Source organism: Duganella sp. 1224 (genome assembly GCF_013408245.1).
GTDB lineage: Bacteria > Pseudomonadota > Gammaproteobacteria > Burkholderiales > Burkholderiaceae_D > Rugamonas.
On record NZ_JACBYS010000001.1, the window covers coordinates 2,275,499 to 2,299,299 of the forward strand.

The 23,801-nt window shown below is 63.5% G+C and carries 25 protein-coding genes; 12 read left to right on the forward strand and 13 right to left on the reverse strand.

Annotation, left to right across the window (positions count from 1 at the left end):
• Positions 1-34: 34 nt before the first annotated feature.
• Positions 35-1,342, forward strand: a complete 1,308-nt coding sequence (locus FHW58_RS10075; RefSeq protein WP_179672872.1) for a M24 family metallopeptidase — start codon at positions 35-37, stop codon at positions 1,340-1,342.
• A 146-nt stretch (positions 1,343-1,488) separates the two neighbouring features.
• Positions 1,489-1,980: a phasin family protein gene (locus FHW58_RS10080; RefSeq protein ID WP_179672873.1), complete on the forward strand. Its 492-nt coding sequence runs from the start codon at positions 1,489-1,491 to the stop codon at positions 1,978-1,980.
• 80 nt (positions 1,981-2,060) lie between these two features.
• Here the strand turns inward: FHW58_RS10080 and FHW58_RS10085 are convergent, their stop codons facing one another.
• Together FHW58_RS10085 and FHW58_RS10090 are read right to left on the reverse strand one after the other, a co-directional pair.
• Positions 2,061-3,056 carry an SDR family oxidoreductase gene (locus FHW58_RS10085; RefSeq protein ID WP_179672874.1) on the reverse strand — a complete coding sequence of 332 codons (996 nt, stop codon included), beginning with the start codon at positions 3,054-3,056 and terminating at the stop codon, positions 2,061-2,063.
• Positions 3,057-3,127: 71 nt separating this feature from the next.
• A complete protein-coding gene (locus FHW58_RS10090; protein ID WP_179672875.1) occupies positions 3,128-3,790 on the reverse strand; it encodes a glutathione S-transferase family protein in 663 nt (220 codons plus the stop codon).
• A 151-nt stretch (positions 3,791-3,941) separates the two neighbouring features.
• Between FHW58_RS10090 and FHW58_RS10095 the strand changes: the two genes are divergently transcribed.
• The 6 genes from FHW58_RS10095 to FHW58_RS10120 all read left to right on the forward strand — a co-directional run bounded on the left by FHW58_RS10095 (position 3,942) and on the right by FHW58_RS10120 (position 8,832).
• Positions 3,942-4,730 carry a MipA/OmpV family protein gene (locus FHW58_RS10095; RefSeq protein ID WP_179672876.1) on the forward strand — a complete coding sequence of 263 codons (789 nt, stop codon included), beginning with the start codon at positions 3,942-3,944 and terminating at the stop codon, positions 4,728-4,730.
• 62 nt (positions 4,731-4,792) lie between these two features.
• Positions 4,793-5,692 carry a CPBP family intramembrane glutamic endopeptidase gene (locus tag FHW58_RS10100; RefSeq protein WP_179672877.1) on the forward strand — a complete coding sequence of 300 codons (900 nt, stop codon included), beginning with the start codon at positions 4,793-4,795 and terminating at the stop codon, positions 5,690-5,692.
• Positions 5,685-7,568: an AI-2E family transporter gene (locus FHW58_RS10105; RefSeq protein WP_179672878.1), complete on the forward strand. Its 1,884-nt coding sequence runs from the start codon at positions 5,685-5,687 to the stop codon at positions 7,566-7,568. The genes FHW58_RS10100 and FHW58_RS10105 overlap by 8 nt, the downstream gene beginning before the upstream one ends.
• On the forward strand, positions 7,565-7,933 hold the full coding sequence (locus FHW58_RS10110; protein WP_179672879.1) for a lysozyme inhibitor LprI family protein: 369 nt from the start codon (positions 7,565-7,567) through the stop codon (positions 7,931-7,933). The genes FHW58_RS10105 and FHW58_RS10110 overlap by 4 nt, the downstream gene beginning before the upstream one ends.
• Before the next feature lie 3 nt (positions 7,934-7,936).
• Complete coding sequence (gene aroQ / locus FHW58_RS10115; protein WP_179672880.1) at positions 7,937-8,551, forward strand: gamma subclass chorismate mutase AroQ; 615 nt, start codon at positions 7,937-7,939, stop codon at positions 8,549-8,551.
• An 11-nt stretch (positions 8,552-8,562) separates the two neighbouring features.
• Positions 8,563-8,832 carry an acylphosphatase gene (locus tag FHW58_RS10120; RefSeq protein WP_179672881.1) on the forward strand — a complete coding sequence of 90 codons (270 nt, stop codon included), beginning with the start codon at positions 8,563-8,565 and terminating at the stop codon, positions 8,830-8,832.
• A 180-nt stretch (positions 8,833-9,012) separates the two neighbouring features.
• Here FHW58_RS10120 and FHW58_RS10125 read toward each other — a convergent pair whose 3' ends face one another.
• Together FHW58_RS10125 and FHW58_RS10130 are read right to left on the reverse strand one after the other, a co-directional pair.
• Positions 9,013-9,315, reverse strand: coding sequence for a hypothetical protein (locus FHW58_RS10125; RefSeq protein ID WP_179672882.1), 303 nt, complete (start codon positions 9,313-9,315; stop codon positions 9,013-9,015).
• A 564-nt stretch (positions 9,316-9,879) separates the two neighbouring features.
• Positions 9,880-10,485, reverse strand: coding sequence for a hypothetical protein (locus tag FHW58_RS10130; RefSeq protein WP_179672883.1), 606 nt, complete (start codon positions 10,483-10,485; stop codon positions 9,880-9,882).
• Between the two features lie 118 nt (positions 10,486-10,603).
• Between FHW58_RS10130 and FHW58_RS10135 the strand changes: the two genes are divergently transcribed.
• The gene (locus tag FHW58_RS10135; protein WP_179672884.1) at positions 10,604-10,903 is read left to right on the forward strand and encodes a hypothetical protein; all 300 of its coding nucleotides are present in this window, start codon (positions 10,604-10,606) and stop codon (positions 10,901-10,903) included.
• A gap of 147 nt (positions 10,904-11,050) precedes the next feature.
• Positions 11,051-11,320, forward strand: coding sequence for a DUF3597 domain-containing protein (locus FHW58_RS27485; RefSeq protein ID WP_373996650.1), 270 nt, complete (start codon positions 11,051-11,053; stop codon positions 11,318-11,320).
• On the opposite strand, the gene phoR is transcribed toward FHW58_RS27485, so the two are convergent.
• The 7 genes from phoR to pstS form a co-directional block, all read right to left on the reverse strand.
• A complete protein-coding gene (phoR, locus tag FHW58_RS10145; protein WP_179672885.1) occupies positions 11,317-12,630 on the reverse strand; it encodes a phosphate regulon sensor histidine kinase PhoR in 1,314 nt (437 codons plus the stop codon). The two genes, FHW58_RS27485 and phoR, sit on opposite strands and share 4 nt — an antisense overlap.
• A gap of 7 nt (positions 12,631-12,637) precedes the next feature.
• Positions 12,638-13,330, reverse strand: a complete 693-nt coding sequence (locus tag FHW58_RS10150) for a response regulator (RefSeq protein WP_179672886.1) — start codon at positions 13,328-13,330, stop codon at positions 12,638-12,640.
• Between the two features lie 10 nt (positions 13,331-13,340).
• Positions 13,341-14,054 carry a phosphate signaling complex protein PhoU gene (phoU, locus tag FHW58_RS10155; protein ID WP_179672887.1) on the reverse strand — a complete coding sequence of 238 codons (714 nt, stop codon included), beginning with the start codon at positions 14,052-14,054 and terminating at the stop codon, positions 13,341-13,343.
• Between the two features lie 38 nt (positions 14,055-14,092).
• On the reverse strand, positions 14,093-14,896 hold the full coding sequence (gene pstB / locus FHW58_RS10160; protein WP_179672888.1) for a phosphate ABC transporter ATP-binding protein PstB: 804 nt from the start codon (positions 14,894-14,896) through the stop codon (positions 14,093-14,095).
• Positions 14,897-14,918: 22 nt separating this feature from the next.
• Positions 14,919-15,791: a phosphate ABC transporter permease PstA gene (pstA, locus tag FHW58_RS10165; protein WP_179672889.1), complete on the reverse strand. Its 873-nt coding sequence runs from the start codon at positions 15,789-15,791 to the stop codon at positions 14,919-14,921.
• Positions 15,791-16,789 (reverse strand): phosphate ABC transporter permease subunit PstC, encoded by a 999-nt coding sequence (pstC, locus tag FHW58_RS10170; RefSeq protein WP_179672890.1) that lies wholly within the window; start codon positions 16,787-16,789, stop codon positions 15,791-15,793. Before pstC ends, pstA begins: the two co-directional genes overlap by 1 nt.
• Before the next feature lie 150 nt (positions 16,790-16,939).
• Complete coding sequence (pstS, locus tag FHW58_RS10175; RefSeq protein WP_179672891.1) at positions 16,940-17,986, reverse strand: phosphate ABC transporter substrate-binding protein PstS; 1,047 nt, start codon at positions 17,984-17,986, stop codon at positions 16,940-16,942.
• A gap of 282 nt (positions 17,987-18,268) precedes the next feature.
• Here pstS and ppk1 point away from each other — a divergent pair, with 282 nt between their 5' ends.
• A complete protein-coding gene (gene ppk1 / locus FHW58_RS10180; RefSeq protein ID WP_179672892.1) occupies positions 18,269-20,362 on the forward strand; it encodes a polyphosphate kinase 1 in 2,094 nt (697 codons plus the stop codon).
• A gap of 75 nt (positions 20,363-20,437) precedes the next feature.
• Positions 20,438-20,905, forward strand: a complete 468-nt coding sequence (gene sixA, locus FHW58_RS10185) for a phosphohistidine phosphatase SixA (protein ID WP_179672893.1) — start codon at positions 20,438-20,440, stop codon at positions 20,903-20,905.
• Positions 20,906-21,192: 287 nt separating this feature from the next.
• On the opposite strand, the gene FHW58_RS10190 is transcribed toward sixA, so the two are convergent.
• Together FHW58_RS10190 and fliD are read right to left on the reverse strand one after the other, a co-directional pair.
• Complete coding sequence (locus FHW58_RS10190; protein WP_179672894.1) at positions 21,193-22,302, reverse strand: polyamine ABC transporter substrate-binding protein; 1,110 nt, start codon at positions 22,300-22,302, stop codon at positions 21,193-21,195.
• Between the two features lie 83 nt (positions 22,303-22,385).
• Positions 22,386-23,765 (reverse strand): flagellar filament capping protein FliD, encoded by a 1,380-nt coding sequence (gene fliD / locus FHW58_RS10195; RefSeq protein ID WP_179672895.1) that lies wholly within the window; start codon positions 23,763-23,765, stop codon positions 22,386-22,388.
• Positions 23,766-23,801 lie beyond the last annotated feature (36 nt).

A 23,801-nucleotide genomic window follows, 5' to 3' on the forward strand; every position in this document is an offset into this window, starting at 1 on the left:
GACATTGCCAAAAACCCGCAGCACTATCGGGGGCATGAAAAAATTCCTCCTCGCTTTTGCCCTGCTGCTGGCGACATCCGCGCACGCCCAGGCCCAGGTGCTGCCGCTGCGCGCGCAGGCAGCCGTCATCAACGAACTGCTGGCCGACCGCCTCGACCACCTGCTGCCGGAGATGATGGCGCAAACCGGCATCGATATGTGGGTGGTCGTCTCGCGCGAATACAACGAGGACCCGGTGCTGAAGACCATGCTGCCGGCCGAGTGGCTCAACGCCCGCCGCCGCACCATCCTGGTGTTCTACCGCGACGCCCGCAGCGGCAAGGTGGAGCAGCTGGCGGTGGCGCGCTATGACGTCGGCGGCATCAAGCCGCTGTGGGACAAGAAGAAATTCCCCAACCAGTGGGACGCGCTGGTGGACATCATCCAGACCCGCAATCCGCAGAAAATCGGCATCAACACCTCGACCCACTTCGGCCATGCCGACGGCATCGACCAGACCGACTACGCCGAGCTGCTGGCGGCGCTGCCGGCGCCGCTGAAAAGCCGCGTGGTGTCGGCCGAACCGCTGGCCGTGCGCTGGCTGGAAACGCGCTCCGAGCGCGAGATGCAGATCTATCCGCAACTGGTCCACGCCACCCACAACATCATCGAGGAAGGCTTTTCCGAGCGCGTGATCACGCCCGGCATCACCACCACCGACGACGTGGTGTGGTGGTTCCGCCAAAAGATCCGCGACCTGGGCTACGACACCTGGTTTCATCCGTCGGTGGAAATCCAGCGCCAGGACCCCAACCGCGCCAATCCCAACGTGATCATTCCCGGCGACCTGCTGCACGTCGACATCGGCATCACCTACCTGCGCCTGAACACCGACATCCAGCAGCACGCCTACGTCCTGAAGCCGGGCGAAACCGCCGCGCCGGAGGCCTTGCGCAAGGCCTTCGCCGGCGCCAACCGCGTGCAGGACATCCTGCTGGCGCAATTCCAGACCGGCCGCAGCGGCAACGCCATGCTGGCGGCGGCGCTCCAGCAGGCCAAGGCCGAGGGCCTGCGGCCGACCATCTACAGCCATCCGATCGGCTACCACGGCCACGCGGCCGGCCCGGCCATCGGCATGTGGGACGCGCAAAACGGCGTGCCGGGCAGCGGCGACGAGCTGCTGCGGCCGCGCACCGCCTACTCGATTGAGCTGAGCAACACGGCCGAGATTCCCGGCTGGCGCGAGCCGGTCAACATCATGCTGGAGGAGGATGCCTACTTCGATGCAAGCGGCATCCGCTTCATCAACGGCCGCCAGAAACAGCTGCTGCTCCTGCCACGGCCGTCGCCATCCGTTGAATAAAGAAAACAAATAGTTCCGCCAAGCTCAGGAGTGCCACAAAGCGGCGACATTTGCGATGATAACGGCATGGGACGCATGGCCAGAACGTCCCGCGCCCCCGCTCGCAATCCGCCCTCTTTTGGCCCCCACCCATCAGGAGCAAGCTTATGAACTCGTTTGTAGAAACGCTGTCCCCGGCAGCACGCAACCACGCGGAAGCCCGCATCGACTATTACGCCGACCTCAGCCAGGCGGTCCTGCGCTCGCTGCGCCAATTGTCGGAGGTCAACGTCCAATTCAGCCGTGAATGGCTGGACGAGTCGACGGCGGCGATGCAACGCGCTGTGCTGACGCCGCCATCGGAACGCAGCGCGGACGCCACGCCGCAGCAGGCCACCGCGCTGCTGCAAAAGCTGCAGAGCTATCACCAGCAGCTGGCCAAGCTGGCGACCGACTTCCAGGCGGAAATCAATAACGTGGCCCAGCAGCACGTGCCGCAGACCGCGCGCACCGCCACCGAGCTGGCGGACGCCGGCCGCAAGGCCGCCGGCCAGCATCTGGCGGACGAGGCCAGCCGCTTCGCCAATATCGCCGCGCAGAATCAGGCCTTCCCGCAGGCGGCGTCGATGCAGAGTGCCGACGAAGGGAACAAGAGCTAGTTGCCGTCGCAAGCGCTGTCAAGACGCTTGCGTTACCTGGGCCGCAGCGGCGGCCCGTCCCGCTTGCCCGGCAACGACGGTTATGGCCCGCCGTTGCCGCCGACGGCGGCATACACCTGGCCGGTGGCATAGCTGGATTCATTCGACGCCAGCAGCACGTAGACGCCTGCCAGCTCGGCCGGCTGGCCCGGCCGCTTGAGTGGCGTGTCGGCGCCGAACTGCGGCAGCTTGTCGGGCGGCTGGCCGCCGGTCACCTGCAGCGGCGTCCAGAACGGCCCCGGCGCCACCGCGTTCACCCGGATCCCCTTGCTGGCCAGCTGCTTGGCCAGCCCCTTGGTGAAAATCATGATGGCGCCCTTGGTGGCAGCGTAGTCGATGATGTTCTCGCCCGGATCATACGCGTTGACCGAGGCGGTGTTGATGATGGTGGCGCCCGCCTTCAGCAGTGGTATCGCCGCCTTGGTGATCCAGAACATCGCGTACACATTGGTCTTGAAGGTCTCGTCAAACTGCGCCGTGGTGATGTCCAGTATCGAGTCGTGCGAGAACTGGCGGGCAGCGTTGTTGACCAGGATATCCAGCCCGCCCAGCTCGCGCGCGGCGTCGGCCACCAGCTTCTTGCAGAAGGCCTCATCCCGGATATCGCCCGGAATCGCCACCGCCTTGCGGCCCTCGGCGCGGATCAGCTGCACCACCTCGCGCGCGTCGGCCTCCTCGGCCGGCAGATAGTTGATGGCCACGTCCGCGCCCTCGCGCGCATAGGCGATGGCGGCGGCGCGGCCGATGCCGGAGTCGCCGCCGGTCAGCAGCGCCTTGCGGCCCTTGAGCCGGCCGGAGCCCTTGTAACTGGTTTCGCCATGATCCGGGCGCGGCGTCATCTTGCTGGTGAGGCCGGGCCACGGTTGCTGCTGCTTGGGGAATGGCGGCGCCGGGTAGGCGTCCAGCGGATTTTTGGGCGGCATCGGGGCGCCCTCGGCGGCGCCGCTCTGCGCCCCGGCCGGCGCCATGGCGGCGCCCAGCAAGCCGGTGGCCGCCGCGCCCACCAGCGCGCGACGCGAAGAATTCGGATGGTCCATGGGATGTCCTTTCGTGATCGGGAAAGCACATCATTCCCCCATCCGTGCCGCCGCACTGTGCGGCAAGGCGCTTACAGGAAGCGTTCGGGGATATCCTGCACAAACGGGTACATGGAGAAATACGGCTTGGCCTCCTCCAGCACCTGCCGCACCGACGGCCGCGTCACCAGCCGCTCGAAGTAGCTGTGCAAATGATGGTATTCCTCCGGGAAAGGCACCAGCGTGCTGGCATAGAACAGCGCCGGCGCCGCCGCGCAGTCGGCCAGGCTGAAGCGTTCACCGCACATCCAGCCGCGCGTGGCCATGCGCTTCTCGATCATCTTGTAGGCGGTCTTGAGCTTGGTGCGCTCCCTGGTCTGGTCGCAGCTCAGGCCGGTCAGGTGGGCGTCGACGATGGTCTGCATTGGCCCCTGCACGTAATTGTCGAAGAAGCGGTCCCACAGGCGCACCTCCAGCGCGTCGTCCCACTCGGCCGGGATCATCGGCGCCGCGCCCGGGTAGTGGCGGTCCAGGTACTCGATGATGACCGACGTCTCCGGCACGTCGCGCACGTGCGCGTGGTCGCGCAGCACCGGGAACTTGCACAGCGGCCAGATCGACTCCAGCTCGGCGCGGTCGGCGGCGTCGCCGAGGTTGATGATGCGCTTGTCGAACGCGGTGCCGTTCTCGTACAGCGCGATCAACACCTTGTGACAGAACGAGGCCAGCGGATGGTAATACAAGGTCAGGGACATAGTCGGCTCCAAAGTGCAACGGGCGATACCAAAGATTCCGACAAATGATACTTCAGCTGCGCCGGTGGCGTCGTGCCATAGTAACTGGGAAACTTCCGCCCGTCTGCGCCGGCCCCCCGCGCCGGCGGACCACTGACCGGGAACCACCACCATGCGCCACGCCATCACGCTTACCCTTCTGTCCCTCTGCGCCTTCAGCGGCAAGAGCTTTGCTGCCGACGCGGCCGACACACCCGCCAACGGCGACAGCTTCACCGCCGGCCTGGGCCTGGCCTACGTGCCGGAATACGCCGGCGCCAACAAGCGCCGCGTTCTGCCGCTGCCGATCCTGGAACGCACCTACAGCAATGGCGTCTTCCTCAGCGCCCAGCGCGGCATCGGCTACCAGGCCAAGGTCGGCGGTTTCACGCTGAGCGCGGCGCTGGGCTATGACGGCGGCCGCGACGACCACAAGAAGGGCTACTTCTCCGGCTCGGACGCCCTGCGCGGCATGGGTGACATCGACGGCTCGGCGCAAGCGGTGCTGAGCGCCGGCTACCAGCTCGGCAGCGTTGGCCTCACCTTCACCACCAGGCAGAACATCGGCCACCGCGCGTACGGCGCCAGCTATGCGCTGGGCATGAGCACTGCGCTGTACACCGACAGCACCGACCAGATCGGCTTTGGCGCCTCGGCCGTCTATGCCGACAACAAGCGCATGCAGACTTACTTTGGCGTCACCGCCACGCAGAGCGCCCGCTCAGGCTACCGCGAATACAAGGCCAGCGGCGGCTTCGAGCATGTGAGCGCCGGCGTCCACTGGAACCACGTGCTGGACGCCAACTGGTCGGTGCGCAGCGCGGTCGGCGTCGACCGCCTGACCGGCGACGCCGCCGACAGCCCGCTCACCCGCCGCAAAACCACGCCGATGCTGATGACGGCGCTGATCTACCGCTTCTAAATCGATACGGGGCGAAGTGATATGATGAAGGGAAACATTAGCCTTTTTGCTTCGCTCGCTTCATGCCGATTCCTGTCCTGCTGACTTTCCTGTTGCTGGCCGGCGCGCTGGTCGCCGTCTGGCTCCACCGTTTGCTGCCGGCGCCGCTGTTTGCGGCGGCGCTGCTTGCCGGCCTGCTGGGCGGCGTGCTGCACTGGCCCGCGCTGCTGTCGCTGGGCCTGCTGGCCGGCGCCGCCTGGCTGGCCGCGCGCGGCGGCTCCTCCACCGCAGCCGCTGCCGCCGTCAACGCCGCCGCGCGCGGCGCGCCGTTGCGCGCGCTGGCCTTGGCGGTGGTCATCGTCCTGTCGCTTGCGCTGGCCATGCACAAGCTGCCCGGCTTCAACAACCCGGTGCTGATCGATCACGTGCAACTCTCGCCCGGCGCCCTGCCCTTCACGCAGTACGCCAACTTCGACAAGGGCGCGGTCGGCCTGATCCTGCTGGCCTGGCTGTGCCAGCGCATGACCTCGCGCGCCGAACTGGCCCCGGTGCTGCGCCAGACGGCGCCGGTGCTGGCCGTGACGGTGGCGGCCACGCTGGGCTTCGCGCTGGCGGCCGGCGTGGTCGGCGTCGACCTCAAATTCCCGCCGCAAACGCTCAGCTTCGTCGCCGTCAACCTGCTGTTCACCGTCATCGCCGAGGAAGCGTTCTTCCGCGGATTGCTGCAGGCCCGGCTGGCGGCAGCGTTGCGGCGCTATCGCTGGGGACCGTGGCTGGCGGTGGCGGCCTCGGCGCTGCTGTTTGGCGCCGCCCACCTCGGCGGCGGAGCGCGCTATGCGATACTCGCGACGATTGCCGGCCTCGGCTACGCATGGGCTTATCAACGCACGCAGCGCATCGAATCCAGCATACTGGTCCACATCGCGCTCAACACGGTGCACTTTATCGCCTTCACTTACCCTGCCAGGATAGACGGTGTCTGACTCCCTTACCTCCCGCACGCTACCCGGCGCCGTAGCCGGACTGGTCGGCACAGCCACGGTGCTGGCCCTGCTCTACTTCGGCCGCGACGTGCTGATCCCCATCACGCTGGCCTTCATCTTCAGCTTCCTGATCGCGCCGTTCGTGCGCGCCCTGCGCCATCTCGGCCTGGGCCAAACCACCTCCGTCTGCACCGGCGTGCTGGTGGTGACGGTGGCGCTGCTGGCCATTGGCGCGGTCATCGTGCAGCAGGTCGGCATGATGGGCGCCAGCCTGCCGCAGTACCAGGACACCATCGCCAGCAAGCTGGAAACGCTGGACGAGCTGACGCGCGGCACCCTCGGCAGCCTGGGCGGTCCGGCCGGCCAGCTGATCGAGCACTTCACCGGCGACAACAGCAACGGCACGGCGCCGGTGCTGCAAAGCGACGGCAGCGTGAAGACGCCGGTGCTGGTGGAAATCCACGAGCCGGCGCTCAAGCCCTTCCAGCTGCTGGCCAAGGTGGCCTCGTCCGTGTGGCCGCCGCTGGAAACCGCCGGCATCGTGTTCGTGGTGCTGATCTTCGTGCTGCTGGAACATGAATCGCTGCGCGACCGCTTCATCCGCCTGGCCGGCGGCGGTGATTTGCGCGCCACCACGATTGCCGTCAACGACGCCGGCGAACGGCTGTCGCGCTTCTTCATCTCGCAGTTTCTGGTCAACATCGCCACCGGGCTGGCGATCTGGCTGGGCCTGAGCCTGCTGGGCCTCGGCCAGGCGCTGCTGTGGGGCACCATGACCGCCGTGCTGCGCTTCATCCCCTACGTTGGCGTGTGGATGGCGGCGGTGTGCGCCACCGTGCTGGCGGCGGCGGTCGATCCCGGCTGGTCGCTGGCGCTGATGACGCTGGGCCTGTTCCTGGCGGTGGAAATCATCGTCGCCCAGACCATCGAGCCCAAGCTGTACGGCCACACCACCGGGCTGTCGCCGCTGTCGGTAGTGGTGGCGGCGATTTTCTGGAGCTGGATCTGGGGCCCGGTCGGGCTGGTCCTGTCGACGCCGCTGACGCTGTGCCTGGTGGTGGCCGGCCGCTACATCCGCGCGCTGAAGGTGCTCGAAATCATGTTCGGCGAACTGCCGGCGCTGACCATGCCGCAGAACTTTTACCAGCGCGCGCTGTCCGGCGACGCGCACGAAATCGTCACCAGCGCCAAGCGCTACATGCAGCACAAGTCGCTGGCCGAATATTGCGACAAGGTGCTGCTGCCGGCGCTGCACCTGGCCAGCTTTGACCTGCGCGACCAGTCGATCACGCCGCAGGAAGAGGAAAAAGTGGCCGGCTCCATCATCGCCGTGATCGAGGCGCTGAGCGGCAGTCCCCGGTGGTGGAAGAAGCGCCGCCGCAACAGCGTGCTGGCCGCCGGCGGCATCGGCCGCCAGTTGCGCGAACAGCGCATCTCCGACACCGGCGAATGGCAGGGATCGTTCGACGTGCCGGCTGGCAGCGTGGTCCTCAGCGTCGGCCTCGGCTCGTCGTACGCCGAGCTGGCCACCGAGATCCTGGTGCGCATCCTGCGCGAACAAAAGATCGACGCCCGCAGCCGCAACTTCGACGAACTGGACGCGGCGCCGCCCCCGGGCGCGTCGCCCGAACTGGTGGCGATCACCATCCTGATCAGCGTCGACCCGCTCAACGACTGCGAGCAGATGACGGCGATGCTGGCCAAGATGCGCGAGCGCCTGCCGCACTCCAAGCAATTCGCGCTGCTGCTGCCCAGCCCGTTTGAAAACCCCGACCTCAAGACCTGCGTCTTCCCCGACGCCGACCACGTGTCGCGCTCGTACGAAGACGTGCTGCACAGCTGCCAGCTGGCCATGAAAGGACGCGCCACCTTATGAAACATCTGATGCCCCTGCTGCTGGCCGCGTGCGCCGGCCACAGTTACGCGCTGGACTGCGACAAAGCCAGCTCCACCATCGAAATCAACCAGTGCGCGCTGCAGGAGCAGCAGAAAGTCGAGCGCCAGCTGAACGCGACCTACCAGGAAACGCTGAAAGTCTTCGCCAGCGCGGACGACGCCTCGACCAAAACCAAGCTGGTCGACGCGCAGCGCCTGTGGGTGAAGTTCCGCGAAGCCGACTGCCAGGCCGAATACGACAAATGGAAAGGCGGCACCATCCGTAACGTGATGTACAGCGGCTGCATGCAGGAGCGCGCCAAGCAGCGCATCAAGGAACTCGAATCGTTCCAGGCACGGGGCTGACCGATGCCCGCCCCGTTCCGCCCCCTGGCTCAACTACTGCTATCGCTATTGCTGCTGACGCCGTTGGCGCCGGCACTGGCGGGCAGCGCTCATCCACAAGGCGACAGCGGCGCCACCAGCGACCGCAGCGGGCCGGACTTACAAAAGTCACTGGAACCTCTGCGCCAGGCCATCGACCAGCGCCTGCTGCTGGCGGAAGCCGTGGCGCGCGCCAAATGGAATGTGCAGGGAAACATCGAAGACCTGCCGCGCGAAGCGCTGGTGATCCAGGCCGCCGTACGCCAGGGCGGCGCCATGGGCTTGCCGGCCGCCTGGATTGAATCCGTCTTCCGCGCGCAAATCGAAGCGTCCAAAACCGTGCAACGCGAACTGTTCGCCAAATGGCAGACACAACAGGCCGGCCATTTTGCCGACGCGCCAGACCTGGCCAACACCATCCGTCCCGCGCTGGACCGCATCACCACCCAAATCCTGCGCTCGATGGCCGACAACCAGGCGATAGTGACCGATCCCGCGCGACAGACCGACATAGCGCGCGCCATGCAGCCGCTGCAAGCGGCGACCCTCAGCCCCGCCGCCGCCGCGCAAGCGCTGGCGCCGTTTGCCGCGCAACACTAAGGAGAAAAGCAATGGCAAAGCGATTGCAGATTACCGGGCGGGTCCAGGGCGTCTACTACCGCGCCTCGTTCGAACAGCAAGCCATCAAGCTCGGCTTGCGTGGATGGGTCCGCAACCGCAGCGACGGCTCCGTGGAAGCGCTGGTGGACGGCGACACCGCCGCTATCGAAGCCATTATCGCCTGGAGCCACCGAGGCCCACCCGCCGCCCGCGTCGACAACGTCGCCATCGAAGACACAACATCCGTCAGCGACGCCTTCACCATTTTGCCAACGCTGTAATCACGGCGCCAGTAACGCTACTGCTTCCGGCGGCAATCCGCACCCCATTGCAGACGTTGACGAGACGCGTGCGCTTCTTCAACTTTGTAAATGAAAACGCGCTATTACACGTGTTTTTCGGAGCCGGGTGCCAGACATGCATCATCCGTTGAGACGCCGTTTCATTGCTAAATTGACAAATCATCGGACGTTAAAGGGGCCCGGTTCATTCTGTCCCCTTGTCAGCACCTTCAGGATGGCATCTGAGGATGCATGCGCCTCAGCAGTTCGGCTTAACTGAGCAATTGCTACCAGGACATTATTAATATCCGCGGGCGTAGTGTTTGCTTGCTTTACAGGTTCGGCCGCATCTTTTTGTGAACTTTTCTGATTCAGCTTATTAAGATGCCTCGGCACGCTCCAGAGCGCGGCTAGCATGCCAATGACGGCTATAGCTAAGATACCAAACAGAAGCAATACAACATTATCACCTGGCCACTGCATACTATGCCTCCTTCTCTGGCTTGTGCTTCAAAACCTCTCGCATAATGCGAGCTTCGCTAAAGGCAGCGATACCGTACACGACAATGCCTGCACCGAAAAACCATAAAATACTTGAGTCCAAGAGGGGTTTGTGATCCGCCAACACCCCTTCCATCGGAGCTAACGCTATGAGTAGCACACCTACCTCTCGCAGTCCATGAAACAGATTATAAAAAAATTGCAAAAGGGGCGTAGTTGTAGTCGACATGCTGCCAATTTAACAATGCAAAAAAAATATTATATCGCTAGCTTTCACCTGTAGGGGAAATTATACGCCTGCACGTAACGCACAGTGTTGTCTTCGCACATCCCATACATTTATTCCGCCCTGCATAGACCGTAAGGCTACCGAAACATCATATGGAACTCTGTAACCTCCGTGGAGTTCTTGCCACTTATTATCTTCAAGACTCAGCATGTATAAATCGTCTTTCGTTTTTCAACAGGCGGCTTCTGGCCGGAAGCAGTCGCAGACACAAGACAGCAACCAACCCGCTGCGATGACAAATTAACAGGCAACCAGCGTTAATCTCCTATCTGGCGGGGCAGATGGGGCAGCAGGCTGGTGAGGAGCGCTTTGGCTTCTGCCTCTTCCAGCGACGAGCCGATGCGGATTGTTCTGGTGCCGTAATCGAAGGCGATGAGGCCGCGTCCGGAGCCGAAGAGCGGCGGGAAGGTGCCGCGCTGGCTCCAGTTCGGTGCTACCGCGTATTCCGTGGTGCGCAGATTTTTGATGTCGGATGCGCTGTACGAGCGATTTACTCCGACGCCGAACATCTCTATCCGATATGTCAGCGCCAGGGAGTTGGCCGTCAATACTTCCCTGCCCGCAAACTGCCACAGAATGGAGCCGAAAACGTAGATACCGCCGAGCGTCCAGCAGATTAGCCAGAACAGCGAGAACGCAGTCGCCGGCTTATTCACGGGGTCGAGTAGCTGTCCGGCCACTCTGGTTTCGCCGACTGCCCAGCCACACAGCCACGCGCCAAAAAACAGGATGCTGAACCAGTTTCTACTGGCCGGAATGACGACTCTGAATCCGTCAATGGTGCTTTCCGCCTGAAATCGCGCGGCTTGCGGCTGTATGTGCATTTGCTGGGCTACAACATAGAAGTAATCGCAAGCCAGCATAGCATGTTGCAAAGCCGAAAAATACGCGCTTTGTCACCGCCGGGGGCAGCGTTAGCGCCCGTACAGACGTGGTCCGGCCGCGCGGTTAAGTTGTTCTCGTAGACCTCAAGGAGCCAACATGACCGCCGCCATCGATACGCAATCAGAACACCACACCCTCAGCCAGTTGTTCTTGCTGAGCAGCCCAGACCAGCGCGCCGATATCGTCAATCGCTTGCTGAGCAACGTCAGCCACGAGATGGTGCTCTCGCTGGCGGCCAGCATTGGCGAATTTGGCGAGGACCGCCACCCGCGCGTGACGCCGCAGCAAACCGCGCAAATCACGCCGGCGCAAGTCGACGAAATCGCCGCCACGGCGGAGCAGCATGCGCCCGGCGTGGTCGAGAAGGTCGTGGCGTTTTTTGATCAGGAGAAGTAATGGGCATCCTCAGCAATATCTTTCACAAGATTTTCCCTGCTTCCCACCCGGCGGTAGCGCAGGCGCCGCAAGGGACCATGGTGCCGCCGCCAGCCGTCCGCACCGCAGGCGCCTCAGCCGGTATCGCAGCCGCAAGCGCCGGACAGTGTGCAGTTGACGGATGTCGACGTCGAAACCATCCTCAACGATAAGGCGCAACACGCCGGCCAGCCTCTCAACTGGCGCAGTTCGATCTTGGATTTGTTGAAATTGCTGGATCTGGACAGCAGCCTGCAGGCGCGCAAGCAACTCGCGCAAGAGCTGCATTATTCCGGCGACATGGAGAACTCGGCCAGCATGAATGTCTGGCTGCACCGCCAGGTGATGACCAAGCTGGCGCAGAACGGCGGCAAGGTGCCGGCCGATCTGCGCGATTAACCGTGCAGCAGCTCCGGCTGCGCTTGCACGATCGCGGTCTTCGGCAGGCAGACGATGAAGGTGCTGCCCTTGCCCGCTTCCGATTTGATCTGCAGCGTTCCGCTGTGGCGCAACAGCACGTGCTTGACGATGGCCAGCCCCAGGCCAGTGCCCTGCGTTTCGCGCGAGCGGCTCTTGTCGACGCGGTAGAAACGCTCGGTCAGGCGCGAGATGTGTTCCGGGCTGATGCCAATGCCGGTGTCTTCCACCATGAACTTGACGCCGCCATCAAACTCTTTCCACACCAAATGGATCTTGCCGCCCGCCGGCGTGTAGCGCACAGCGTTGGATGCCAGGTTGCCGAAGGCGCTGTGTAGCTCTTCGTATGACCCCATGACGTTCGGGCCGTTCACCGACACGGTGATGTCATGCTTGCCGGTCGACAGCGCCCGCGCCTCGCGCGCCACCTGGTCCAGCAGCTTGCCGACATCCACCGGCTCCGGCCGCATCGGATAGTCGACCGACTCCAGCCGCGACAAGGTCAGCATGTCCTCGATCAGGTGCTGCATGCGGTGGCCCTGCTCGGTCATCAGCTTCAGGTGCGAGGCGCGGGTGGCGGCGTCCAGGCCTTCCTGCGCGGCGATTTCCAGGAAGCCGACGATCACCGTCAGCGGCGTGCGCAGTTCGTGCGAGGCGTTGGCGATGAAGTCGCGCCGCATTTCCTCGATGCGCTCGGTTTCGGTGGCGTCGTGCGTGACCAGGATCTGGCGCCGGTTTTCAAACGGGATAATGTGCACGATCAGCTTGCGTTCGCGGAAGCTGATGGTCAGCGGCTGGTCGTAGCGGCCCAGGATGATGTAATCCATGAAGTCCGGGTTGCGCACCAGGTTGGTCACGCGCATACCCTTATCGCGCTCATTGCTCAGGCCCAGGTGCTGCTCGGCGGCCGGATTGCACCACTCCAGGAACAGCACGTCGTCCATGATGACCACGCCGTCCGGCAGCAGGTGCATGGCCTGGCGGAAGCGCGCCAGCCACTCGGTCAGCTCGGCCTGGTTTTTCTCGTCGTCGCGGCGCATGCGGTACAGGCGCGAGAAGATGTTGGTCCACTCGCCCCAGCCGTCCGGCAGCTTGGCACTGCGCGGGTCGTCCATCCAGTTGCTCAGCTGGTAGAGGTAGGATAGCTGGGTGAACACCAGCGCCATCATCGACAGCAGCGCCAGCACCAGCCCGGTCGTCCAGCCGAACATCCAGCCCGCCAGCCAGCAACCCGCCAGGATCAAGGCGGTGCGCAGCGCGGCAGGCACCCAGAACACCAGTTTTGGATTCATGTGAAACTCAGTTTTTTTCCGACAGCATGTAGCCTACACTACGCACGGTTTTGATCAGGTGTTCGGCCTCTTTCAAGGCCTTGCGCAGACGCAGCACGTGCACGTCCACCGTGCGCTCCTCGATCACCACGTGGTCGCCCCACACCTTGTCCAGCAGCTGGCTGCGCGAGAACACCCGTTCCGGATGCGCCAGCAGGAACTTCAGCAGCTTGTATTCGGCGTGGCCGATGTCGATCTTCTGGTCGTCCATCGACACCGTGCACGACACCGGGTCGAGCATGATGTTGGCGGCGCGCATGGTCGACTGCGCGTGCTCCGGCGCCTTGCGCCGCAACAGCGCCTTGGCGCGCGCCAGCAGCTCGCGCGGCGAGAACGGCTTGGTGATGTAGTCGTCGGCGCCGCTGTTGAGGCCGGCCAGCTTGTCTTCCTCCATGCTCTTGGCGGTCAGCATGATGACCGGGATGTCGTTGAACTGACGGTCCGAGCGGATGCGCGACAGCAGGCGCAGGCCGGTCGAGTCCGGCAACATCCAGTCGAGCAGGATCAGCTGCGGGGTCTTGGTCTGGATGAAGTCCCAGGCCTCGCCCGCGCTTTGCACGTTGCAGCAGTTCCAGCCCGCCTCGCGCAGCGAAAACGTCACCAGCTCGACAATCGCCGGTTCGTCTTCCACGATCAGTACAGTAGTCTTGTCAGATGCCATTTGGTTCTATTTACTCAGCTTGCTCGGGCAGGTCTTCCACCGGCACGGCGGACTTGGTGTGGCGGATGTCCTTGCCTTCCACCACGTAGATCACGTATTCGGCGATGTTCTTGGCGTGGTCGCCAATGCGCTCGATGGCCTTGGCCACCCACAGCGTGTCCAGCGCGGCCGAGATGGTGCGCGGGTCTTCCATCATGAAGGTGATCAGGTTGCGCATGATCGAGCGGAACTCGTGGTCGATCACGGCGTCCTGGGCGATCAGCTGCAGCGCCTGCTTGCCGTCGTTGCGGGCGAAGGCGTCCAGCGCATCGTGCAGCAGGTCCGAGGTATTGTTGGCGATGCCGCGCACCATCTCGTAGTGGTTGACGGTCACCGCGCCGCGCGCGTGCAGCGCCTTGGCCACGCGGGCGATCTTGGTGGCCTCGTCGCCGATGCGCTCGAGGTCGGTGATGACCTTGATCGTGGCCATGATGGTGCGCAGGTCGTTGGCGGCCGGCTGGCGGCGCACGATCAGGTGGCTGCAGGCGTCGTCCAGCTGCACTTCCAGCTGGTTGACCGAGTCGTCCTCGCGCATCACGCGGTCGGCGCGCTCGGAATTGCCGATGCGGAAGCAGGTCATGGCGTCGAGGAATTGCGTCTCGACGATGCCGCCCATCAGCAGCACCTTGCTGCGAATGGCTTCCAGTTCGTTGTCGTACTGTTTGGATGAATGCTCACCGATCATGCTGCTCTCCAGTTTCGATTTGATATTATAAAGGTCGATCAGCCGAAGCGGCCGGTGATGTAATCCTGCGTTTCCTTGCGCGCCGGATTCATGAAGATCTGGTCGGTTTCGCCGAACTCGACCAGCTCGCCCAGGTACATATAGGCGGTGTAGTCCGAGCAGCGCGCCGCCTGCTGCATGTTGTGGGTGACGATGGCGATCGTGTAGTCCTGCTTCAGTTCGCTGATCAGCTCTTCCACCTTCGAGGTCGAGATCGGGTCCAGCGCCGAGGTCGGCTCGTCGAGCAGCAGCACGTCCGGCTTGACGGCAACGCCGCGCGCGATGCACAGGCGCTGCTGCTGACCGCCGGACAGCGACAGGCCGCTCTTGCCCAGCTTGTCCTTGACCTCGGTCCACAGCGCGGCCTTCTTCAGCGCCCATTCCACGCGCTCATCCATCTCGCCTTTCGACAGGTCTTCGTACAGGCGCACGCCGAAGGCGATGTTGTCGTAGATCGACATCGGGAACGGGGTCGGCTTCTGGAACACCATGCCCACCTTGGCGCGCAGCATGTTCAAGTCCTGGCCCTGCTCCAGGATATTGCGGCCGCGGTACATGATCGAGCCCTCGGCGCGCTGGCCGGGATACAGGTCGTACATGCGGTTCAGCGTGCGCAGCAGCGTCGACTTGCCGCAGCCCGACGGGCCGATGAAGGCGGTCACCTGGCGCTCGTGGATGTCCAGGCTGACGTTGTGCAGGCTCTGGGTTTTACCGTAGAAGAAGTTCAGGCCCGAAATCTCGATGGTCTTGCGCTTGCCTTGGTTCAGGTTCACGACGTTTTCCTGGTTCAGTTGCGTATTCATTGTCTGGATTCGCTTTAAATAATTAGTTCGGGGCTTTTTGCGCAAACATGGTGCGCGAGATGATGTTCAAGGCCAGCACGCTGAAGGTCACCAGCAGCGCGCCGCCCCAGGCCAGTTCGCGCCAGTTGTCGTACGGGCTCATGGCGAAGCCGTAGATCACCACCGGCAGGTTGGCGATCGGCGCGTTCATGTCGACGCTCATGAACTGGTTGTTCAGCGCGGTGAACAGCAGCGGCGCGGTTTCGCCGGACACGCGGGCCACGGCCAGCAGCACGCCGGTGATCACGCCGGCCTTGACGGCGCGCAGGCGCACCATCATCGCCACCTTCCAGCGCGGCGCGCCCAGCGCAAACGCGGCTTCCAGCAGGCTGTTCGGCACCAAGCGCAGCATGTTGTCGGTGGTGCGCACCACCACCGGGATGGCGATCAGCGCCAGCGCCACCGAGCCGGCGTAGCCGGAGAAGTGCTTGGCGTTGGCCACGTACACGGCCCAGACGAACATGCCGATCACGATCGACGGCGCCGACAGCATGATGTCGGTGACGAAGCGGGTGATGCTGGCGATCTTGTTTTCCTCGCCGTACTCGGCCAGGTAGATGCCGGCCAGGATGCCGACCGGCGTCGAGATCAGCGTCGACAGGCCGACGATCAGCAGGCTGCCGACGATGGCGTTGATCAGGCCGCCGCCTTCGCTGCCCGGGGCCGGCGTGGTTTGCGTGAACATGGCCAGGCTCAGCGCGCCGAAGCCCTTGACGGCCAGCGTGATCAGTATCCATGCCAGCGCGATCAGGCCGATCGACATGGCCGCCACCGACAGCGCGATGCCGACGCGGTGGCGCAGCAGACGCTTGCGGTAGACCGGGTTCATCGCGGCTTTTTCCAGAGTTGCGCTCATTATTTGACGCCTTCCTTGCGAGACATGCCAGCCAGCATCAGCTTGGCGGCGGACAGAACGATAAAGGTGATGACGAACAGAATCAGGCCCAGCGCGAACAGCGACGAGGTGTGCAGCACGGTATCCGATTCGGCGAATTCATTGGCCAGCGTCGAGGCGATCGAGTTGCCGGCGGCGAACAGCGAGAACGACAGCTTGTTGGCGTTGCCGATGACGAAGGTCACGGCCATGGTTTCGCCCAGCGCGCGGCCCAGGCCCAGCATGACGCCGCCGACCACGCCGGTCTTGGTGTACGGCAGCACGATCTTGCGCACCACTTCCCAGCGGGTGCAGCCGAGGCCGTACGCGGATTCCTTCAGCACGGCCGGCACGATCTCGAACACGTCGCGCATCACCGACGAGATGAACGGGATGATCATCACGGCCAGGATCAGCGCGGCGGTCAGGATGCCGATGCCCATGGTCGGGCCGCTGAAGAACGGGCCGATCAGCGGCAGCTGGCCGAGCGTGGCTTTGAGGAAGGGCTGCACGTAGTCGCCGAACAGCGGCGCGAACACGAACAGGCCCCACATGCCGTAGATGATGGACGGGATGCCGGCCAGCAGCTCGACCGCCGTGCCCAGCGGGCGGCGCAGCGCGGCCGGACAGATCTCGGTCAGGAACAGCGCAATGCCGAACGACACCGGGAAGGCGATCAGCAGCGCGATGCCCGAGGTGGCCAGCGTGCCGACGATGGCGATCATCGCGCCATACTGGTCATTGACCGGGTCCCATTCGACGGTGGTGATGAAGGCCGGGCCGAATTCCTTGAAGGCCGGCCACGCGCCCATCATCAGCGAAACGATAATCCCCAGCAGCACCGCCAGCACGGACAGCGCGAAAATCATCGTGGTCTTGTGGAAGAAGAAATCCTGGATGCGCTGGTTGCGCATGGTGCGGAGCATCGCCTGCATGGCAGCTTGCTCCGCAGCGGACACAGGTGCGGTACTCGTGTTCATGGCCGGCTCTTGCTTTGGTAGGGGCGTGGAAGTGATATCTGCGCTCATATTATTGTCTCGGTGGATGTAAGCTAGCCTGCGGCTCCCGGCTGGGAGGCGCAGGCTAACCCCCTCGCCGCCTTGCTGCCGGCGGCGAAGGGAGCGTCCGGATTAGTAGATGGCCTTGCCCGAAGCGTCTTTCAGGTTGGCTTTCCACGATTCCTGCACCAGCTTGACCACCGATGCTGGCAGCGGCACGTAGTCCAGGTCGGTGGCTTGCTGGGCGCCGTTCTTGAAGGCCCAGTCAAAGAACTTGACCACTTCCTTGCCCTTGGTGGCGTCCGCCTGCACCTTGTGCATCAGGATGAACGACACGCCGGTGATCGGCCACGAGTTTTTGCCAGCCTGGTCGGTCAGCACCACGCCGAAGCCTGGGGTCTTGGTCCATTCCGCGTTGGCGGCGGCGGCCTTGAAGAACTCGTCGTCAGGCTGCATGAAGTTGCCGTCCTTGTTCTTCAGCTGGGTGTGCGACATTTTGTTCTTCTTGGCGTAGGCCCACTCGACGTAGCCGATCGAACCCTTGATGCGCTGCACGTTGGCGGCCACGCCTTCGTTGCCCTTGCCGCCGACGCCGACGACCCACTTCACCGCGGTCGATGCGCCGATCTTGGTCTTGAACTCAGGGCTGGTTTTCGACAGGAAGTCGGTGAACAGGAACGAGGTGCCCGAACCGTCGGCGCGGTGCACCACGGTGATTTCTTCGGCTGGCAGCTTGACGCCCGGGTTCAGGGCGGCGATCGCTGGATCGTTCCACTTGGTGATCTTGCCCAGGTAGATGTCCGCCACGACCGGGCCGGTCAGCTTCATCTGGCCTGGGGTGATGCCATCCAGGTTAACCACGGTCACAACGCCGCCCATGATGGCCGGGAACTGCATCAGGCCATCAGCATCCAGGTCGGAAGCCGACAGTGGCATGTCCGACGCGCCGAAATCGACGGTCTTGGCCTTGATCTGCTTGATGCCTGCGCCCGAACCGACGGACTGGTAGTTCAGGCCGTTGCCGGTGGCGGCTTTGTACGACTCTGCCCACTTGGCGTAGATCGGGTAGGGGAAGGTTGCGCCGGCGCCGGTCATATCGGCGGCGTGTGCAGCCGACGAGAAGGCCATTACGGCTGCTGCGCCAACCACCAGGGAAGAGATCATTTGTTTGAGTCGCATTTCAAGTCCTTTGTTATGACAGGTTAGGATGCTGCGCAGTCTAACGGTCATTTATGACAGGTTTATGACATGGCCAAAATATTTCAAAAATAGTTCCGGCACCGGCTCTTCCCTCTGAAAACGCGGTGGCTTGTCATTCTATGTTACGCCGCTTTGTCATAATCAGCGGTCATTTATGACAGGATTTGTCATCGACTTGTCATATTTCTTCTTTACACTGTTGCAATCATTCTTGGCTTAAACACGCTAGAATGGAAACAACTGCAAAGTGAATTAAAAGACATGAAGCCTGACTTGCATGAAGTAAACAAGAACTCGGCTTTCCTCGACCGGGAATTGTCGCAACTGATGTTCAACCGCCGCGTTTTGGCGCAGGCGGAGGACCGCAGCATTCCCTTATTAGAACGGCTGCGCTATCTGTGCATCGCCAGCAGCAACCTCGACGAATTTTTTGAAGTGCGCGTGGCCAGCCTGCTGGCGGCCGGCGCCGCCGACGGCTCGCTGTCCAGCCACCCCGCCCTGGTGGCCACGCTGTCGCGCATCAGCAATGAATGCCACGCGCTGGTGACCCACCAATATGACTTGCTGAACACCCAGATCCTGCCCGAACTGGCCGCCAACGGCATCCACCTGGTGCGCCACAACGAGCGCAACGAGGCGCAGCGCGCCTGGGTCAAGGAGTATTTCGACACCGAGGTGCGGCCGCTGCTGACGCCGATCGGCCTCGACCCGGCCCACCCGTTCCCGCAGGTGATCAACAAGAGCCTGAACTTCATCGTCCAGCTGAGCGGCAAGGACGCGTTCGGCCGCGGCACCGCCATCGCCATCGTCAAGGCGCCGCGCGTGCTGCCGCGCGTGATCCGCCTGCCGGATCATTTGTCGAAGAGCGGCGGCATTTCGTTCTGCCTGCTGTCGTCGGTAATCCACGCCCACATCTCGGACCTGTTTGCCGGCCGCGAGGTGATCGGCTACTCGCAGTTCCGCGTCACGCGCGACAGCGACCTGTGGGTCGACGAGGACGAGGTCAAGAACCTGCGGCAGGCGCTCAAGGGCGAGCTGGTCGGCCGCCAGTTCGGCGCCTCGGTGCGGCTGGAGGTGGCCAAGAACTGTCCGCCGGAGCTGTCGCAGTTCCTGCTGGACCAGTTTGGCCTGCACCAGAGCCGCCTGTACGCGGTCAACGGCCCGGTCAACCTGGTGCGGCTGAACGAGATCATGGACCACGTCCACAATCCGGCGCTGCGCTTCCCGCCCTTCTTCCCCGGCCTGGCGCACAAGACTGCCGCCAACGACATCTTCGCCGCGCTGCGCGAGGGCGACATCTTGCTGCACCACCCCTACCAGTCGTTCCAGACCGTCATCGACTTCATCCGCAGCGCCGCACTCGATCCGGCCGTGGTGGCGATCAAGCAGACGATTTACCGCACCGGCATGAACTCCGACCTGATGGAGTCGCTGATCACCGCCGCCCGCGCCGGCAAGGAAGTCACCGTCATCGTCGAACTGAAGGCGCGCTTCGACGAGGAGGCCAACATCAACTGGGCCGACAAGCTGGAACAGGCCGGCGCCCAGGTGGTATACGGCGTGGTCGGCCTGAAGACGCACGCCAAGGTGGCGCTGGTGATCCGCCGCGAGGACCACAAGCTGCGCTACTACGCCCACCTCGGCACCGGCAACTATCACCCGACCACCACCAAGTTCTACACCGACTTTGGCCTGCTGACCTGCCACCCCGGCATCAGCCAGGAAGTCAACGAGGTGTTCATCCACCTGACTTCGCTGACCAAGCCGCACCGCCTGACCCATTTGTGGCTGGCGCCGTTCGCGCTGCAGAACGAGATCATCAAGGCCATCCGCAACGAGGCACGCATCGCGCGCGCCGGACGCCCGGGGCGGATTATTGTTAAAATCAACGCGCTGGTGGACGAATCGGTGATCCGCGCGTTGTACGCGGCGTCCAAGGATGGCGTCAAGATCGACCTGATCGTGCGCGGCGCCTGCATGCTCAAGCCGGGCGTGCCGGGGCTGTCGGAAAACATCAAGGTGCGCTCGATCATCGGCCGCTTCCTGGAGCACAGCCGCATCTACTACTTCCGCAATGACCTGGCGCATGACACCTATCTGGCCAGCGCCGACTGGATGAGCCGCAACCTGTTCCGCCGCATCGAGGTCGCCTTCCCTATCCTGGACAAGGCGCTCAAGCGGCGGGTGATGGCCGAGGGCCTGACGCCGTACCTGAAGGACAATATGAACGCATGGGAACTGGAGCCGGACGGCCACTACCAGCGCCGCAAGGCGCGCGGCAAGCAGGTCCACTTCAGCGCGCAGCAGCACCTGATGGACACGCTGGGCACGCCCAACGCCCATCTGGGAGAATAACAAGCAGCGCGCCGGGAGGTGCGCGGCCGGGATCTGTTTTCAAATGTGTTTCCAGATATAACTCAGGAGAAAAGCATGGATCTCATTTTGTGGCGGCATGCCGAGGCCGAGGATGCGGCGCCGGGCATGACCGATCTGGAGCGGGCGCTGACCGGCAAGGGCCAGAAGCAGGCGCGCCGCATGGGGCAATGGCTCAACTCGCAACTGGCGGACAGCTGCAAGATTCTGTCCAGCCCGTCCGTGCGCACCTTGCAGACGGTGGAGGCGCTGGGCCGCAAATTCAAAATCCACACCGACCTGGCGCCGGGCGCCGATCCGGCCGACGTGCTGAAGGCGGCCAACTGGCCGGGCAACAAGGACTCGGTGCTGGTGGTGGGTCACCAGCCGACGCTGGGCCAGGTGGCGTCCATGCTACTGACCGGCGACGACCTCGAATGGGACATCCGCAAGGCCAGCGCGTGGTGGTTTGCGCAGCGCGAGCCGGGCGATCCGATGAGCGTGTATCTGAAAGCCGTCATGGCGGCCGACCTGGTGGTGAAATAGGCTTGTAAAGGCCTTGGCATCTGCTAGAGTTTAATTGTATCAACTCTCGGGGGAGGCCATCATGATGTTCACCTTGCTCACCATGGGGATGTTCGGGGGCATGATCGCCCTGGTGGTGTACGAACTGGTACAGGAAATGCGCGGCAGTAAAAACCGGCTGATCGACCGCTACCACGATTAGTCCCCACCTACCCCACGACCTTCAGCGATACGCGTGCATCGCCGCTTAGGGGTCGGACCCCGAACGGGGTCCGACCCCGCCTGGCCGTGCGGGGTAAAAGCGCGCGTTACACGCCGGTCTTAAACTTGGTATAGATACGCGTGATATTACGGCGAATATCCGCCGGCACCGCCTCGGGCGGCGTCATGCGCTTCTTGTCGTCGTCCGACAGGAACACGGTCTTGTTGCCGGCGATGTCCTTGCGCACGAACTTGACGCTGGCCGCGTTCGGATTGGCGTAGAACACCTTGTTGGTCAGGCTGGCGTGCACTTCCGGACGCAGGATGTAGTTGATCCACAGGTGGGCATTGTTCGGGTGCGGCGCGTCGGCCGGAATCGCCATGGTGTCGAACACCAGCGCGGCCGAGGTCTTCGGCACCAGCACCTCGATCACGTTGCCGTTCTTGGCATCGATGGCGCGCTGGCGGGCGATGTTGATGTCGCCCGACCAGCCCAGCGCCACGCACACCCCGCCGTTGGCCAGGTCATTGATGTAGCCCGACGAGCTGAACAAAGTCACATAAGGACGGATCGCCTGCAGCACCTTGCCCGCTTCCGCGTAGTCGGCGGCGTTTTTCGAAAAGGCCGGCTTGCCGGCGTAGATCAGCGCGGCCGGCAGCACTTCCGACGGCGAATCGAGGAAGGACACGCCGCACGACTTCAGCTTGGACGCGTACTTCGGATTGAACACCAGCTCCCAAGCGTTGTCCGGCAGCGGCATGCCGCCCAGCGCGGCCTTCACCTTGTTGACGTTGATGCCGACGGTGGTATAGCCCCACAGCCAGTCGACCAGGTAATCGTTGCCCGGATCGATGTTGGCCAGCTTGGCCTGGATGGCCGGGTCGAGGTTTTTCAGGTTGGGCAGCTTGGACTTGTCCAGCTTGCGCAGCTGCTTGGCATCGATCTGCAGGCGCGCCCACTGGGCGGTCGGCACCACGATGTCGTAGCCCGACTTGCCGGCCACCAGCTTGGAGTTCAGGATTTCGTTGTTGTCGAACAGGTCATAACGAACCTTGATACCGGTTTCTTTTTCAAAATTCTTGACCGTATCCTCGGCGATGTAATCCGACCAGTTGTAGATATTGAGGACTTTCTCCTCTTGCGCCGCCGCTCCCTGCAGCGCGACTACCATCAAACCGGCCGCCAACAACGCCGCGCCAACGAACTTTCCTGCCATAACACCTCCGTAAGTGGAATTCAGACACACAAGCCGTGATGATCGGCCATCCACCGCCCGGATGCAAGGAATTCGTTAGAAAATCACCCCAACATATCGAACAGCGTGCCGGTGCCGGAACCGCCGCCGGTGATGGCGCTGCCGGCGCCGGTCTGGGCCTGGGCGGTGTACATCGCCACCAGCGCGTTGGCCTGCGCGGTCAGCGCCTTGGTCATGCTGGCCTTCTTGGCGGTCAGGTTCTTGATGTCGTTGGTGACCAGCGAGGTTTCCTTGGTCAGCACGCTGCCCGACGAGGTCAGCGCGCCGGCCTTGGCCGATAGCAGATCGGCAACGCCGCGGCCGTCGCTGGTGGTGAACAGCTGTGACACGGCGGACGGATCGGCGGCCAGCGCGGCCTTCAACTTTTTGTCATCCAGCACCAGGTTGCCGTCCTTGTCCTGGCTCAGGCCGGCTGCGGCCAGCTTGGTGACCGAGACGCTGCCGCCGCCGGTCTTCAGTAGTTGGCCCATCTGATTGATGGCCTGGTTCAGCGCGGTGTCGGACTTGAGGTCGCCCTTTTGCAGCTTCTGCATCTTGGCGTTGAGGTCGTTATACGCGGTGACAAACGATTTCAGGTTGTCGCTGATCTGGCTGGCGCCGGCGGCGACGGTGACGTCGCTCTTGCCCGCCCCCACCAGGTTCAGCGTGGCGCCGGCGATGGCGCTGTCCTTGATGCTGTTGCTGGCGCTCTTGATTTCCTTGCCGTCGACGGTGAGGATGGCGTCCTGCGCGGCGCTGGTCTGGGTCAGCTTCTGGGTGCCGGCCGGATCGTAGGTCAGCAGGTTCTTCAGCGTGCCGTCACCGCTGACGCTGATGCGCATGCTATTGGCCGCGCCGTCCTGCCCCTCGATCGACAGCGCGTACTGGCCATCCTTGCCTTTGACCACGCTGGCGTCCACGCCGGCGGCCTTGAGGGCGGCGGCGATGCCTTCCGGCGTGTTGTTGCTGCTGTCGATGGTGATGCTCTTGCTGCTGGCGCTGCCGTTGCTGGTAAAGCCCTTGTCGCCGACGGTGCCAAAATCGATCTTGATGGTGGTGGCCGTGCCCGAGCCGACCTTGCCATTGGCGTCGGTGGCGAAGGCGTCGCTGGTCAGCACCTGGCCCTGGGCCAGCTGTTTGACGTCGATCGCATAAGTGCCAGCCTTGGCGCTGCCGGTGGAGGTGGCGGTCAGCACGCTCTTGGCCGAACTGGTGGCGCTGGTGCTGAGGCCGTCGCCGGTGAGGCCGGCCACCAGTTGCTGGAAGCTGGCCAGCGCGCTTTGCAGCTGGCCCAGCGCCGACAGCTTGGTCTGGTCCTTGGTGATGGACGAATTGATCTTGTTGGCAGCGGCGGATGCCGGGGCCATTGCCTGGGCGACGCGGTTGTAGACGTCGGTCGAAACGCCAGTGCTGGTGGCGCTGGTCGGGTTGCTGATAGTAGTCATGATGGTTCCGCCATGTGGATGCTTACATAGTATGCA

Excerpts from the sequence above, each read along its gene's own strand:
- FHW58_RS10075 (WP_179672872.1), top strand. The coding sequence starts at position 35 with ATGAAAAAATTCCTCCTCGCTTTTGCCCTGCTGCTGGCGACATCCGCG.
- FHW58_RS10080 (WP_179672873.1), top strand. The coding sequence starts at position 1,489 with ATGAACTCGTTTGTAGAAACGCTGTCCCCGGCAGCACGCAACCACGCG.
- FHW58_RS10085 (WP_179672874.1), bottom strand. The coding sequence starts at position 3,056 with ATGGACCATCCGAATTCTTCGCGTCGCGCGCTGGTGGGCGCGGCGGCC.
- FHW58_RS10090 (WP_179672875.1), bottom strand. The coding sequence starts at position 3,790 with ATGTCCCTGACCTTGTATTACCATCCGCTGGCCTCGTTCTGTCACAAG.
- FHW58_RS10095 (WP_179672876.1), top strand. The coding sequence starts at position 3,942 with ATGCGCCACGCCATCACGCTTACCCTTCTGTCCCTCTGCGCCTTCAGC.
- FHW58_RS10100 (WP_179672877.1), top strand. The coding sequence starts at position 4,793 with ATGCCGATTCCTGTCCTGCTGACTTTCCTGTTGCTGGCCGGCGCGCTG.
- FHW58_RS10110 (WP_179672879.1), top strand. The coding sequence starts at position 7,565 with ATGAAACATCTGATGCCCCTGCTGCTGGCCGCGTGCGCCGGCCACAGT.
- aroQ (WP_179672880.1), top strand. The coding sequence starts at position 7,937 with ATGCCCGCCCCGTTCCGCCCCCTGGCTCAACTACTGCTATCGCTATTG.
- FHW58_RS10120 (WP_179672881.1), top strand. The coding sequence starts at position 8,563 with ATGGCAAAGCGATTGCAGATTACCGGGCGGGTCCAGGGCGTCTACTAC.
- FHW58_RS10125 (WP_179672882.1), bottom strand. The coding sequence starts at position 9,315 with ATGCAGTGGCCAGGTGATAATGTTGTATTGCTTCTGTTTGGTATCTTA.
- FHW58_RS10130 (WP_179672883.1), bottom strand. The coding sequence starts at position 10,485 with ATGCTGGCTTGCGATTACTTCTATGTTGTAGCCCAGCAAATGCACATA.
- FHW58_RS10135 (WP_179672884.1), top strand. The coding sequence starts at position 10,604 with ATGACCGCCGCCATCGATACGCAATCAGAACACCACACCCTCAGCCAG.
- phoR (WP_179672885.1), bottom strand. The coding sequence starts at position 12,630 with ATGAATCCAAAACTGGTGTTCTGGGTGCCTGCCGCGCTGCGCACCGCC.
- FHW58_RS10150 (WP_179672886.1), bottom strand. The coding sequence starts at position 13,330 with ATGGCATCTGACAAGACTACTGTACTGATCGTGGAAGACGAACCGGCG.
- phoU (WP_179672887.1), bottom strand. The coding sequence starts at position 14,054 with ATGATCGGTGAGCATTCATCCAAACAGTACGACAACGAACTGGAAGCC.
- pstB (WP_179672888.1), bottom strand. The coding sequence starts at position 14,896 with ATGAATACGCAACTGAACCAGGAAAACGTCGTGAACCTGAACCAAGGC.
- pstA (WP_179672889.1), bottom strand. The coding sequence starts at position 15,791 with ATGAGCGCAACTCTGGAAAAAGCCGCGATGAACCCGGTCTACCGCAAG.
- pstC (WP_179672890.1), bottom strand. The coding sequence starts at position 16,789 with ATGAACACGAGTACCGCACCTGTGTCCGCTGCGGAGCAAGCTGCCATG.
- pstS (WP_179672891.1), bottom strand. The coding sequence starts at position 17,986 with ATGCGACTCAAACAAATGATCTCTTCCCTGGTGGTTGGCGCAGCAGCC.
- ppk1 (WP_179672892.1), top strand. The coding sequence starts at position 18,269 with ATGAAGCCTGACTTGCATGAAGTAAACAAGAACTCGGCTTTCCTCGAC.
- sixA (WP_179672893.1), top strand. The coding sequence starts at position 20,438 with ATGGATCTCATTTTGTGGCGGCATGCCGAGGCCGAGGATGCGGCGCCG.
- FHW58_RS10190 (WP_179672894.1), bottom strand. The coding sequence starts at position 22,302 with ATGGCAGGAAAGTTCGTTGGCGCGGCGTTGTTGGCGGCCGGTTTGATG.
- fliD (WP_179672895.1), bottom strand. The coding sequence starts at position 23,765 with ATGACTACTATCAGCAACCCGACCAGCGCCACCAGCACTGGCGTTTCG.